Origin of the sequence: Paraburkholderia antibiotica (assembly GCF_012927125.1) — a bacterium.
GTDB classification, from domain to species: Bacteria; Pseudomonadota; Gammaproteobacteria; order Burkholderiales; family Burkholderiaceae; genus Paraburkholderia; species Paraburkholderia antibiotica.
Genome location: NZ_JABBFZ010000001.1, coordinates 447174 through 459708, shown reverse-complemented (window position 1 = coordinate 459708; position 12535 = coordinate 447174). Strand labels below are relative to the sequence as shown.

Annotated in this window: 13 protein-coding genes; 1 reads left to right on the top strand and 12 read right to left on the bottom strand. The window is 58.5% G+C overall.

What is annotated here, in order from left to right; all coding sequences use genetic code 11:
• Window positions 1-204: 204 nt before the first annotated feature.
• From HHL14_RS02145 to HHL14_RS02125, 5 genes are all read right to left on the bottom strand, one after another.
• On the bottom strand, window positions 205-663 hold the full coding sequence (locus HHL14_RS02145; RefSeq protein ID WP_169495924.1) for a hypothetical protein: 459 nt from the start codon (window positions 661-663) through the stop codon (window positions 205-207).
• A 219-nt stretch (window positions 664-882) separates the two neighbouring features.
• A complete protein-coding gene (locus HHL14_RS02140; RefSeq protein ID WP_169495923.1) occupies window positions 883-1185 on the bottom strand; it encodes a hypothetical protein in 303 nt (100 codons plus the stop codon).
• Between the two features lie 2 nt (window positions 1186-1187).
• On the bottom strand, window positions 1188-3794 hold the full coding sequence (locus HHL14_RS33715; protein ID WP_206002150.1) for a DUF637 domain-containing protein: 2607 nt from the start codon (window positions 3792-3794) through the stop codon (window positions 1188-1190).
• A gap of 401 nt (window positions 3795-4195) precedes the next feature.
• On the bottom strand, window positions 4196-4558 hold the full coding sequence (locus tag HHL14_RS02130) for a hypothetical protein (protein ID WP_169495921.1): 363 nt from the start codon (window positions 4556-4558) through the stop codon (window positions 4196-4198).
• Window positions 4559-4732: 174 nt separating this feature from the next.
• Window positions 4733-5913 (bottom strand): IS3 family transposase gene (locus tag HHL14_RS02125; RefSeq protein ID WP_169495920.1). Its coding sequence is split into 2 segments (ribosomal slippage): window positions 4733-5661 and window positions 5661-5913, totalling 1182 coding nucleotides; the frame shifts between segments, so codons are not numbered across the junction.
• Between the two features lie 1312 nt (window positions 5914-7225).
• On the opposite strand from HHL14_RS02125, the gene HHL14_RS33035 reads away from it, so the two are divergent.
• Window positions 7226-7348 (top strand): type I toxin-antitoxin system SymE family toxin, encoded by a 123-nt coding sequence (locus tag HHL14_RS33035; protein ID WP_230412885.1) that lies wholly within the window; start codon window positions 7226-7228, stop codon window positions 7346-7348.
• 130 nt (window positions 7349-7478) lie between these two features.
• On the opposite strand, the gene HHL14_RS02115 is transcribed toward HHL14_RS33035, so the two are convergent.
• The 7 genes from HHL14_RS02115 to HHL14_RS02085 all read right to left on the bottom strand — a co-directional run bounded on the left by HHL14_RS02115 (window position 7479) and on the right by HHL14_RS02085 (window position 12479).
• Window positions 7479-7874, bottom strand: a complete 396-nt coding sequence (locus tag HHL14_RS02115; RefSeq protein ID WP_169495918.1) for a hypothetical protein — start codon at window positions 7872-7874, stop codon at window positions 7479-7481.
• A gap of 9 nt (window positions 7875-7883) precedes the next feature.
• Complete coding sequence (locus HHL14_RS32800) at window positions 7884-8111, bottom strand: hypothetical protein (protein ID WP_206002149.1); 228 nt, start codon at window positions 8109-8111, stop codon at window positions 7884-7886.
• Window positions 8112-9221: 1110 nt separating this feature from the next.
• Window positions 9222-9506 (bottom strand): hypothetical protein, encoded by a 285-nt coding sequence (locus HHL14_RS02100; protein WP_169495916.1) that lies wholly within the window; start codon window positions 9504-9506, stop codon window positions 9222-9224.
• A 242-nt stretch (window positions 9507-9748) separates the two neighbouring features.
• Window positions 9749-10303, bottom strand: coding sequence for a hypothetical protein (locus HHL14_RS33030; RefSeq protein WP_230412884.1), 555 nt, complete (start codon window positions 10301-10303; stop codon window positions 9749-9751).
• 552 nt (window positions 10304-10855) lie between these two features.
• Complete coding sequence (locus tag HHL14_RS33910; protein WP_169495915.1) at window positions 10856-11302, bottom strand: TNT domain-containing protein; 447 nt, start codon at window positions 11300-11302, stop codon at window positions 10856-10858.
• A complete protein-coding gene (locus HHL14_RS33905; protein ID WP_407945248.1) occupies window positions 11202-11672 on the bottom strand; it encodes a DUF6862 domain-containing protein in 471 nt (156 codons plus the stop codon). The genes HHL14_RS33910 and HHL14_RS33905 overlap by 101 nt, the downstream gene beginning before the upstream one ends.
• Window positions 11673-12002: 330 nt before the next feature.
• Window positions 12003-12479, bottom strand: a complete 477-nt coding sequence (locus HHL14_RS02085) for a toxin glutamine deamidase domain-containing protein (RefSeq protein ID WP_206002148.1) — start codon at window positions 12477-12479, stop codon at window positions 12003-12005.
• Window positions 12480-12535 lie beyond the last annotated feature (56 nt).

Genomic DNA, 12535 nt, shown 5'->3' with positions numbered 1-12535 from the left:
TCCTCATACTCGATCGTGTAGACAATCCCTGGCGGAAACTGATCGAAGTATTTCCCGGGTCGACTTTCGAACACTCCTACGATCCAAGCCTTAGCACCAGGCCTGAGGTCTGAAGGGGCCGTTCCCAGCACTCGAACAATATCGGCGTAATCGAACTTAGCCATCAGTAGTTAATCGGAAGATGTGGATTTCCATCTGGCGTCGTCACACCAAGAAAATGCTATTGCCCGATGTGTTCGTCAGTGCCGACGACTGCGTGAGATTCGTCTGCGGGGTCGTCGGGTTCGTGTTGTCGCGCGTGGTGCCGGCGCCACCGATCACGACGTCGCGGCCAGCGAGCAGATTGCCATAGGTGTTGTTCACCACCGGCGCGGCAATCACCAGATCGCGACCCGCAAAGACCGTGTTGTTGGTCTGCGTGTAGCTGTAGCTCTGCGTGCTGGTCTGATCGCCGAAAATGTTCGCCGCGTCGTTGTGCGGGCCAAACGGCACCGAATAGCCGCTCACCAGGTACGCGGCGACGGCGCTGTTCGTCATCGCGTCCGTGAAGTCCTGCCCGGGGCGCTCGTACATGATCTCTTCAAAGTCGCTCGCGAGCATCGTGCCGAAGTACCCGCACTGCCCCACCGCCACGCCCGCCACGCAGCCAGTCGACGAAGTCACGTTGCTGGTGTGATACCCCTGGTTCGGACTCGCCGGCTTCTCACCCGGACAGCGCGTGTTCTTCTCCTTCGATTACCGCAATAGCTGTCCCTCCATCACACCCGATCACGGCTGAATCCGCTCGCACGTAACAACAGACCCGGCTGCGGCCGGGTCTCGTTTCAGGTTCGCTTTCCTATCCTGCCATCGGACTAAAAATAGCTGGCACACGCCTATGCCTCATAAGAACCGACAGACCTGCAATATCTCGCCATCGGCAAAGTGTCGCATTTCCCATAACGTAAATCGAACTCCCGGCGCCAGGAGACCTTTAACCAAATCGAAGTACAGAAATTTGATCGGCACTTCCGCCGTAGCGCCAAGATCAAGGCCATGCCCTACCTGATCGAGCAACAAGCGACAGTCGAAACCTTGTCCGTTAATGAACAATGGACATCCGTAGCGAACGGGGGGAATCGCCAACGATTTCCCGCCTGCATCAGATGCAAACATTGTGACTCTGGCGATGATATCTGGCTGCATGGTTAATTCTTCCCAGGAATCGCCATACTACCGCTAATGCCAGGCTTCAACCCCGGCAGTAGATTATTTGGAACCACATACGCAGGGATGCCACGGTCAACCGAGACCGGCTCTATGCCATTAAGAATGCTATTCGGAATTTGGGTGGTAACAGTTGTGTAGGGCGGATCACCAAACGCATTCACCGCCTGCTGAGCGTAGGAAGACGCCGCCGAAGAGGATGTGGTGAAATATTTGCCCTCAGCCGACCCGAGATTTTGAAGCGTTCCAGTAGCCTGAATGTCTGCAAGCTCCGCCGGTCCCACCGCTCGATAAAGCGTCGTTGTTCCGCTGTTTGTGGCGGTAGCGGCCATCGATGGTGGTGGAGGCACCCTCACCGTCGCCGGGTTGCCCTCCGCATCGTAACCCACGACTTCCGTGTTGGTTAGTCCCGCGTGTGCGTCGAGTTGCGACATCTCCTTGCGCTCTTCATCGATCGCTTCCTGCTCCGAATTCGTCGGCAAGCCCCAATGCAACCCCGAATTGTTCAGCGCTTCATTCTGCGCGGCCGTTGCTGCGCCCTGAACATTCTGACCCAGCAACCCTGCGAGGCCCCCGCCAGCCATCGTCGCAAACGCTGCCAATGCTGCCTGCTGACCCACATCGAGCGGCGCATGCGTCGGATCAATCCCTTCGAGCAGCAGCGGCGACAGCGCCGCACTCGCCGCGCCACCAATCGCCCCACCCGCACATCCAGTTCCAAGCGCGGCACTGGCCGCACAGCCCAATACCGCGTGCGCCGCCACATAGCCCAGTTCACCCGGAACGCCGCTGCCAAAGCCGCCCGCCGCATTCGCATTCCCAATCGCATACGCCCCCGCCGCCGCCGCATCGCTCACCGCGCTGTCCCGCAGATTCGTCAGGAAGCTCCCACCCTCGATCGCCGTCTCTACACCAGCCTGTATGCCAGCCATACCGGCAAGCGCCGCACCTTGCGCGAGGATCGTACCCGCTGAGGCGGCCCCGGCCTGCGGAACCAGCGCGCCACCAAGATTCCTGACGCCAGCCAGTGCCGACAGACTGTTGTCGCTGATCTGGCTTCCCAGCCCGGACCACCCAACTCCGCTATCGGCAGAGTAAGTAATGCCGTTCGTCAATCCCGCCGTAAGGGCCGCAGTCAGACCGCCCTTGAGAGCAGTCTCGAAGCTGAACTGCCCCGTTGCAGCCTGGGACGTCGCGCTACCTGTAAAGCCTGCCGCACCCGCCGAGATCATCGAGCCGCCCACCGTGCCGGCCAGCGCTCCGCCGGACATCAGCGCCGTCGCCGCACCCGCCGTTATGACCGACGTGACCACGACCACAAACGCCATTCCGATTTCCTGGAATACGCCCGGGCTCTCCGCCAGCGACGTGAACGTCGTCGTCAGATCATCCGACGCCGTGCCCTGCACGAAACTGTTGCCCAGTTGCGCCTTCAGGTTCGCCAGTTCCTCCTGCGTCCCCGCTGCATCCACCGTGCCGTCCGCGTTGAGCTTCTGCAGCGCCCCACCGATCTGGTTCACCGCGTCGACGTTCATCTGGTAGTTGCCCGCCGACATGAACCCGCCCTGCTGCGTCACCGTGCCGGTCGTCGTCAGCAACCCATCGATGCTGCTGATGAAGTCGTACTGCGTACCAATGTCGGTCGAACGCTCCTCGTTCGTCAGCGTCCCCGCATTGACGCTCAGCGTGTCCGTTGCCGTGATCGAACCGGTGTTCGTGATCGACCCGCCGTTCGTCGCCGTCAGCGTCACGTTCTGGCCGGTAATCGTGCCGTCGTGCTCGACCACCGCGTAGTTCTGCGGCAGGTACACCTGCGGCATCAGCGCCTGCACGGTCGGACATGCCGCGTTACCCGTCGCCGTGCAACCCGGCTCCGGCACCGTCTCCTCGACGTACCACAGCATCGGCGCATCGAGCGAGGCGATCTGCGACTGCGAGAGCGGCGTCCCCAGCGCAAGGTTGTTCGCCTCCGCATACTGGATCGCATTGCCGTAGAGAACCTGTTTCTCCTGGTTGGCCACCGACGTCTGGTTCTGGTTGTCGTACGCCAACCCACTCACAAAGCTCGCCTGACCGGTCTGCGCAAGCGCGGCCTGCTGCAGGACCTGGTCCTCGGTGAACGGGTCGTAGTAGAACTGCGTCGTGGATGGCTGCAGGCTCGCAGGCAGCGCCGCAAGCAGTTGCGCTCCGCCGATATCGCCCATCACCTGCGAGGCCGGACTGCTCACCAGATAGGTCGCACTGTGTGAGACGCCCGCGGGTGTCTGCACCGAGGGACCGCCAGGCACGGATACGGCGCCGCCGCCGGAGCCTGCATTCGCGGCAGAACCGAGTGCGCCGCCCGAACCGCCCGCAATGGCGCTGCCGATACCCGATGCGGCCCCAAGACCAGCCCCCATCAGCCCGAGATTGCCCGTCTGGTTGGCCGCGTTTGTCGCCGCGACTGGCGTGCCCACAGGGCCGAGCGAAATCACCTGCTGCGAGCCCGTCGGCTGCGGCGTATAGACCGCCGGCGACGTCAGGCCGTTGACGAGCGAGGCGCCCGTGATCGCGACCTGCTGCCCCATCACATTGCCCGAGTTCTGCACCTGGCCGCCGGCGCTCACCGACAGCGAAGGCGCCTGGATCGTGCCGGGCAGGCTCGCATACGGCGTCGGCGGCTGAACACCGGCGCCGCTCTGATAGGCGCTGCCAAACAGCGTCGCGCAGTTGGCAGCGGTCCCGCAACCGAAGTTGTCAGGCGGTTTCGACGAACCGAGCACAGCCGCCCAGTACGCGTCGTTTCAGAAACCCTATCTGCCCTGGATGCAGGTCGCCGAATCTGGCTCGGACTCGCCGGCTTCTCCCCCGGACAGCGCGTGTTCTTCTCCTTCGATTCCCGCAATAGCTGTCTCTCCATCACGCCCGATCACGGCTGAATCCGATCGCACGTAACAGCAGACCCGGCTGCGGCCGGGTTCGTTGCACTGCTGCTATAGCTGATCTACGCCTATTTATTGAATTTTCGATCCAGTTCTATGCCCGATTTGGTGTCGAGGAGAATTTGCATCCCACTCCATGTATGAGCAATCAGACCTTCCGATCCAAGGCTTACGTCCAAAAATACGTCGGGGCTCGTTGGCAACTCTGCAATCCAAGTAGGCCGCCCGTTCACGTCGATACACAGCAGATTTTCAAATGCTGATCGATTGCTCGCATCGGGATCGATCAATAGGACACAACACGTTCCCTCGCCCATCGGAATTGCTTTCTTGATGGACATGCCGTCGTACTGCCCCAACCACGAATACGATCCATCCTTGCTTTGGGAGACGACAACGCCTGATGGTACCGAAGAGAAAATAATACTCATGCGCTCACACCTCATTTCGGCAAAGGAACCCCGGCCCGGAAGTTGGACAAAGGAATGCGTTGGAGCAACTGAATCTGTATCCCACCTCCCGGCTGACCGAAAGCGCTTGCAGCAGTGCCAAATTGTATTTGGGTTTGAGGTTCCCTCGGTTTTTCGCCTTCCAACGGTCCCGAGTTATGCAGCCGAATCCTTGGTCTGCTGAGCCTTGATCCAGTCCCGAAGGAACTGCTCCGGAGAAACGAGGCCGAGAGACGAATGGCGACGACTGCGGTTGTAAAACACTTCGATGTATTCGAACAGATCGGCCTTCGCGTCCTGATGCGTCCGATAGCGCGTGGCGTGAACCCGCTCGTTCTTCAAGCTGTTGAAGAAGCTTTCCGTCGGGGCGTTGTCCCAACAATTTCCCTGGCGGCTCATCGAGCAGCGCATACCGTAGCTGGCCAGTTTGCGCTGGAACTCGTGACTCGCATACTGGCTGCCCCGATCCGAGTGGCACAGTGCGCCCGGCGCGGGTCGGCGGCGGAACCAGGCCATCGTCAGTGCGTCCGTGACGAGATCCGCCGTCATCCGCGGCTTGCTCGACCAGCCAACCACCTCCCGGTTGAACAGGTCGAGCACCACGGCCAGGTACAGCCAACCCTCGTCGGTCCAGATGTACGTGATGTCCGAACTGAACACCTGATTCGGCTCGGCGGGCGTGAACTCGCGATTCAACAGATTCGGCGCAACCGGCAGCTTGTGCTTCGAATCGGTCGTCGCCCGATAACGGCGCTTGTGCCGGGCCCGGATGCCGTTCTCACGCATCAGCCGTTCCACGCGCTCCTTGCTGACTGGAAAGCCTCGATCACGGATTTCCCTGGTCATGCGTGGCGAGCCATATGCGCCCTTGGCCTCGGCGTGCACCGTCCGGATCAGCGTCAGCAATTGCGTATCCGTCAATCGCGTTCGCCCCGGTCTACCGCCGCGCTTCCACGCGCGATAACCGTTCACGCTGACCGACAGCACGTAGCACAACGACGACAGCGGATATTGTCCGACCTGCCGGTCGATCCAGGCATACCTCACAGCAGGTCCTTCGCGAAGTATGCTGCCGCTTTTTTTGCGATCTCGAGCTCCATCTGCAGGCGCTTGTTCTCAGCTCGCAGACGCGACAGTTCCATCTGCTCCGGCGTAACCGGCTTCGCTCCGGCGCCGTTGAGCTTGCCCGACGCTTCGCCCTTCACCCAGTTGCGAAGCGTCTGCTCAGAAATGCCCAGCTCGCGGGCCACCACGGCCACTCCCTGGCCATCCTTGACCCGCTGTACGGCGGCCAACTTGAACTCTGTCGTGTACGACTGTTTCGGTACCTTGAACATGCCTGATTTCCTTCCTTTGCGTCGAGTTTATACACGACCTATTGGAAGGCGAAATTTCAGGGGAAGCTCAGCTTGTGTGCAATTCCAAACTCAATCATGACTATTGCCCCTTCGCAATTTTGCGCAGCCTTTTGCAAGAAAGTGCTTATTTGAGCAGGGCTCATTGTAGGTAGCGTACTGAGATATTCAGTCAATTCGGACCCCTGCAGGGTAATGGTATTCGGAATATCGACGCCCATCCCAGACAAGATCGATCGCGCTTGTGCCGCCGTAATCGTCGTCGATGCCAGATTCGAAAACTGTGACGGTGCAACCGAAACGGCAAATTCGTTTTCGATCTGCGCGCGAGCGAAGGCGTGCTGGCATTTCCTAAAGAAGATACCTCAATGCCTGCGAGATCGGCTGGCGACGCAATTTGCACCACCCCGTTGCCGTACGCCGTACCGCTACTAGTGGCAAATGTCGTTGCGATAGCTGGATTGGTCGATGTCGGTGTAATACCAATTTGTTGCAGTCCTGGACTCCCAGCATAGCCATCAGTCGCCCCTCTGAAGAGCATCGGATTTCCGGCGGTGTCTGTGGCAGCAGTTGAAACAACAGACGCACCTCTCCTGATCAGGCTACCAGCCAACCCCAACCCAGCCGCTGCCTCTCCTGGCCCCTGGAAATTCGACGAGTCAGCGCCGAATTGGGCGATGTACGTCGACATCAACTCGGGCAGATTGTGGGTCGTTACGTTTGCGTACGCTGAACCATAATCGTACCTGGCGTTATTGACGATGTTGAGCGCTACGTCCTGAGCACCAGCGGGCACAAGCCATTGCTCCACATACAGGCCAGCAGCGTTCTGATAAAACGTCGTACCGCGTGCTGCCGTACCGGCCTGCGCATCAGCCAGACTGGTCCACACGCGCATCCCATTCGGACCGCCGTTGCCGCCATAGGCGTTCTCTGCAGCCTTGAGCAACTGATCGGGCGTGTACTGCGAAGCAAGCGTCGGGTTGCTTGCCAGTACCTTGTTGATCAGCTGTACGACCTTATCTTCGTGCTGGAGATCAGCCCCGCCTTACAATTAATCTATATTCCCAGGTAAAAGGAGTCTCCCGCGCCGCAAACGAAGCGCGGGCCGCATGGGCGCCAACCCATACGACCCGCTGACCACCATCAACTCTTATTGGGAGAGTCGATCATGGCTGACGCCAATCATAAAGCACGTCCGTCTCGCACGAAACCCCACGCTCATACGTGCACCAGACCCGTCCTCGGCAACTCGCCCGATTACGGACCCACGCCCGATCTTCAGCAACCTTACATGCCCTGGATGCAGCTCGCCGATATCTGGCTCGGATGCGCCGGCTTCTCACCAGGACAGCGCGTGTTCCTCTCCTTCGATTACCGCAACAACTGTCTCTCAATCACGCCCGACCGCGGCTGAATCCGATCGCACATAACAACAAACCCGGCTGCGGCCGGGTTCGTCCTACTGCTGCTGTCCGGGCAATAACCGGCGCACACCTATCCTGCTGCCATCGACAGTCGACGCATCGAACGCGAACTTTGACTGGCTACCACCAACGATCAAACCGCACAAACTGATTTTTCACGTGCGCCAAGGTATCCTCATCAATCGGTGAACGAAAGGCAGCCGTAGCAACGGCTCCCGTTACACCTGCCTTCCTCATCTCCCACGAAATCGACGGCTTTCCAGAAACAGCCCCAAGCCGCAAAGTAAAGTGGCCGCCCATGTCGACGAGTTGGGCTTCCCCATCATCCGCGCTGTTCAAACCAGCGACAAACGTGTCCCAAACAGAGCAGTCAAACCACACGCTCCCTCGATATTCAAGGCTGTGTCCAAACTGCTGCACATCGATCGCGATCTGCATTCGCATCGACGGTACGTGTTCGTCTGTCTCGACAACATCAAGGTACAAACGGAATGGCTTTTCGATCTTGATTTCCATGTCCCGATATTACTTGCCAGTGGGTAAAGCATGGATGAGAGCAGGAAGCTGCCCAGGCTGCCGTGGCGGTGCAAATTTCAATTCCCAACCGCTAACGTTAATCAATTGATTGTAAGGCACGCCACCTTGAGTCGCAGTATTCACCGCGCTCTGCAAGCTCGAAAGCTGCTGCTGCGTCGTTAGCTGAACCACACCGGGGGGATTGTTGTTCGCCACCATCTGCGCATACTCAGCCATGTGCTCCGTCGCGTTCCCGTGCACCCAAACGCTTTGCCCGTTCGGCAGAGACATTTCAAAAGATTGTGGGATGACGGACCCAGGATAATTAGGCTGCGTTGCGGTAATCGAGTCCCAAACTGTCCCGGTAGCTCCGCTGTTTGTGGCAACGCCTTGAACCTGATTGCTATAGACATTCGCCAGATCCGCATCGCCTGTCCGTCACAATCGAACTCGACGCGGAAGCCCTAGCTCTGCCCGCTGCACCAGTTGTCGCGGCCGAATCACCAGCCAGCGAAGCCACTCCAACCGTTCCGACCAGCGACGCCGGACTCCCGAAATCCGGGTCGTCAACGGCAGCATCGCCCCTTGCAGGAACGGCACATAGCCAGGATAGCCGGGCAGCGACCCACTCAGGAAGTTCGGCACCGACTGGGCCGTTCCCAGTACCGTGTTCCATGCAGCGCGCCCCGTGTCCTTCAACGCACTAGCCAGCGTGCCGCAGTTGTGGCCCGGCGCACACGTATTGTTCAGCGTCTCGTCATAAAGCACGTCCGTCCCGCACGAAACCCCACACCCGCACCAGCGCCAGACCCGTCCTCGGCAACTCGCCCGATTACGGCACGCCACCCGATACCACGCAACCCTATCTGCCCTGGATGCAGGTCGCTGATATCTGGCTCGGATTCGCCGGCTTCTCACCCGGACAGCGCGTGTTTTTCTCCTTCGATTCCCGCAACAGCTGCATCTCCATCACCTCCGACCACGGCTGAATCCGCTCGCACGTAACAACAGACCGGGCTGCAGCCGGGTTCGTCTCATTGCTGCGGCAAGCTACGATGTCAACGCTCGATCAAGGTAGTCGTGAAGAAGCTGCATTTGCTTCTTAACATCCGCTGAGATGGCCGTGTCGTTCGCCATGTTTGCCAATCGCCAGCGCAAGATCATGTAAATCTCCGTCCCGGTCGCACCCTCAACAAGGGCACTTCGAAGCTGCTCGGCATGTTCATGATGCCCAGTTCCGTCGAGAGAATTGGCGATTGACCTAGCCTCTTGATATGGATCGTTCATTATCGCCCTGCTAGTTCGGCCCTGTACTTCAACGCGTGGGCTCAAACATCCATATACCGCCTACGGATTGACCCTGCACCATTCGAAGCGTATCCCCATAAATGCCAGGCCCTCGCCAATGTCTTTCAGCACACGGACACGATCTTGGGGAGACATCGGCTGAACCGCGCCATCGGCGAGCCAGTCGGTCAATGTGTCCTCATAGACACCTGTTAGCGGCGCGAAATCGACCGTGATGCGCGCTATGCGCGAGCCTTGTATGTATTCGACCGTCTCACGATCCGCCACCTGAACGACAAAGCCAGCTGTATTCCTGACACGTTGTGGCGATAGCTTTTCAAACATTTCTAGTGCCCATTCGTAATGACGTTGGTAACACTCGGATTATTCAGTAAGGTTGGATATTCCACCGTATTGAAGATACCTGTTGGACGTGCGCCTTGCACGAACCCGACAACGTTCCCTGAGGCAGATGCCGCGTAGCGCTATGATAACGTGGACCAAACGTTCAGGGCCTGCTCCGGAGTCAACGGACTATTCGGCCCAAACAATGCCTGCTGGTCCAGCCAACTGCCGCCCGGCGTCATTTAAAGAGTTGTTGATCCATTGGTCGTAGCAAACTCTTCGGCAAGCGCACGATTCCCTGGACCCGAGTAGAACACAGCAGTGCTGGGGGCAGTGGACACGTTGAGCGTCTGAGCCTGTTGTGTGTAAAAGCTATAGGCGTCCTGAGTCGTCGCAACTGCACTGTTTGTGGCAACGCCTTGAACCTGATTGCTATAGACATTCGCCAGATCCGCATCGCCTGCCGTCACAATCGAACTCGACGCGGAAGCCCTGGATCCACCCGCTGCACCGGTTGTCGCGGCCGAACCAACAGCCAGCGCAGCCACTCCAACCGTTCCGACCAGCGACGCCGGACTCCCGAAATCCGGGTCGTCATACGGCAGCATCGCCCCTTGCAGGAACGGCACATAGCCAGGATAGCCGGGCAGCGACCCGCTCAGGAAGTTCGGCACCGACTGGGCCGCTCCCAGTACCGTGTTCCACGCAGCGCGCCCCGTGTCCTTCAACGCACTAGCCAGCGTGCCGCAGTTGTGGCCCGGCGCACACGTATTGTTCAGCGTCTCGTCATAAAGCACGTCCGTCCCGCACGAAACGCCACACCCGCACCAGCGCCAGACCCGTCCTCGGCAACTCGCCCGATTACGGCACGCCACCCGATCCCACGCAACCCTATCTGCCCTGGATGCAGGTCGCTGATATCTGGCTCGGATTCGCCGGCTTCTCACCCGGACAGCGCGTGTTTTCCTCCTTCGATTCCCGCAACAGCTGCATCTCCATCACCCCCGACCACGGCTGAATCCGCTCGCACGTAACAACAAACCCGGCTGCGGCCGGGTTCGTCTCATTGCTGCTGTCCGGGCAATCCCTCACTACCTCTCATTCACCAATCCCATCAAAGCAGCTCGAAGATGCGAAACTGGGCAGGATCCTTTACTGAGACACGCCCTGCGTCGCTATCAACAATCACATTTCGACACTTGCAGGCAACGGCGTGTTCAGGAAGCGATTCCAATATGCCGCCGCAATTACCGCACTCGTATCGAATGCGCGAACCGGCCGGGTATCCCGTCGCCGCATCAAATTCCAGATATCGCTTTTTGTCACTTGGGTTCAAGATCGGTCCACCGTCACTTTGTTGGGTTCGTGCGATTAAGCAGTTGCAGCGCGCCACTGTCCAAATAGTCTTGGATAGTCAAGGGTAACTGATGCTGCGTACCTAAGCCCAACTCACCGAACCAAGGCGATGCCGGTCCCGTCGGAACATTCTGTATCGGCGTAACGACTTGGTACACACTCAATGGCTTCGATGCGTCCGTCCCTGGAGGCAACGCTCGCATGCCATACGGTATATCAGCCGGAGCGACAAAGTTGCCATAGTCGACAAAGTTCCCTGATGCGTCGTAGAAACCACCATATCGGCTTACCACAGTACCGGCTTCCAACGTCTGATTTACCGGCTGTGTAAAGAAGCCACTATTCGGCGGCCAATAGGTCTGGATAGCAGTACTGGTAGATGTACTGTTTGCAGCTTCGGAAACAACGTCGACGGTCTTCGATGCTCCAAACCCGGCCACACCTGCGGCGATGCCATCCGCTGCGACACCCAGAGAAGACAGATAGTAGGCTGTCTGTGTCGATCCCCCGGATAGATAGGCCTCCGCCCGTGATGCCTGCGAGCGGACTCCCCAGCATATTGTCGAGTGTCGCTGCTGCCTGACTCGGCGCTGTGTATGTCGGCTGCGGTGCATCGGTGGCAACCGTGACACCGTTGACAACAGAAAGGTTGTTGCCTGCCAGAGAGGCGAGTGACTTCTGGTATGCACATGCCAGCGAGCCCGGCGACTGGCATGCCGTAGCCAGCGCCTGGTCATTCGCGATCGAGGTCTGCATCAATTTGGCCACTGTCGCACACGCAGCCGCATTTCCACTATCGCATCCCGACATCGCGGACTGAAGCCTTAGAAACGACAAACCCGTTTACCGTTAGCGTAACTTTTCAGTCTTGGCTGCGAGGCTTGCTCGAGTCGTCAAACCCTAATATCACGCCCGCCTTGGATACTTTAAGCGGACGGTTCCCGGCTAGTAAGTAGGATGGATCTCCTGTCTCCAAGTACAAGACCGACTGGTAATGCAAAAGCCAATATTCACCATGATCGCTAACCTTTTCCATCGATATGACCCATCGATCATTTTCGGGTGAATCATGCGGGCTCCGCACCGACTCATTGAGATAGCACTCACCAATGGCGACTGCTGCTTTTAAAGTGACAATGTTCATTGCGCACCAATTGGTTTCACAGGCATAAACAGCAATGCCGGAAAGGCTGACGGATTAGCAACTGTGCCAGATTGGCCATCGAGATACCTAATAACCCCGTTCTGGTTGACGACATTGAACACATGCCCAACATCAGAGCCAGCGGGCGGAAACCCGTACACAATCCCTGTTGCACCATTGCCTTGTTGGAGCAAGGACTGCTCAATGCTGCTTGTGGTGGCTGCCACGAACTTACTACCAAACTGCTGTTGGAGCACTGCAATACTTGTTGGACTTCCGGGCAGCGCGCTTGCAGCAGTGCCAAATTGTATTTGGGTTCCTGCCGGAATTTGAACGGTCGACATAAATTCAGCGGTATTGGGGGGTGGCAATGCCAATAAGCTCTGCGCGGCACTTGATGATTCTAAGGGTATTGGCGACAGCCATGAGCCGGCCTGCGTACTTCCTCCACCCCAGATTCGATACGCAGTCATCCCTCCATCAGGAACTGCTCCTGCTGTAATTGAACCGTTCCAAGCCTGCACCGTGC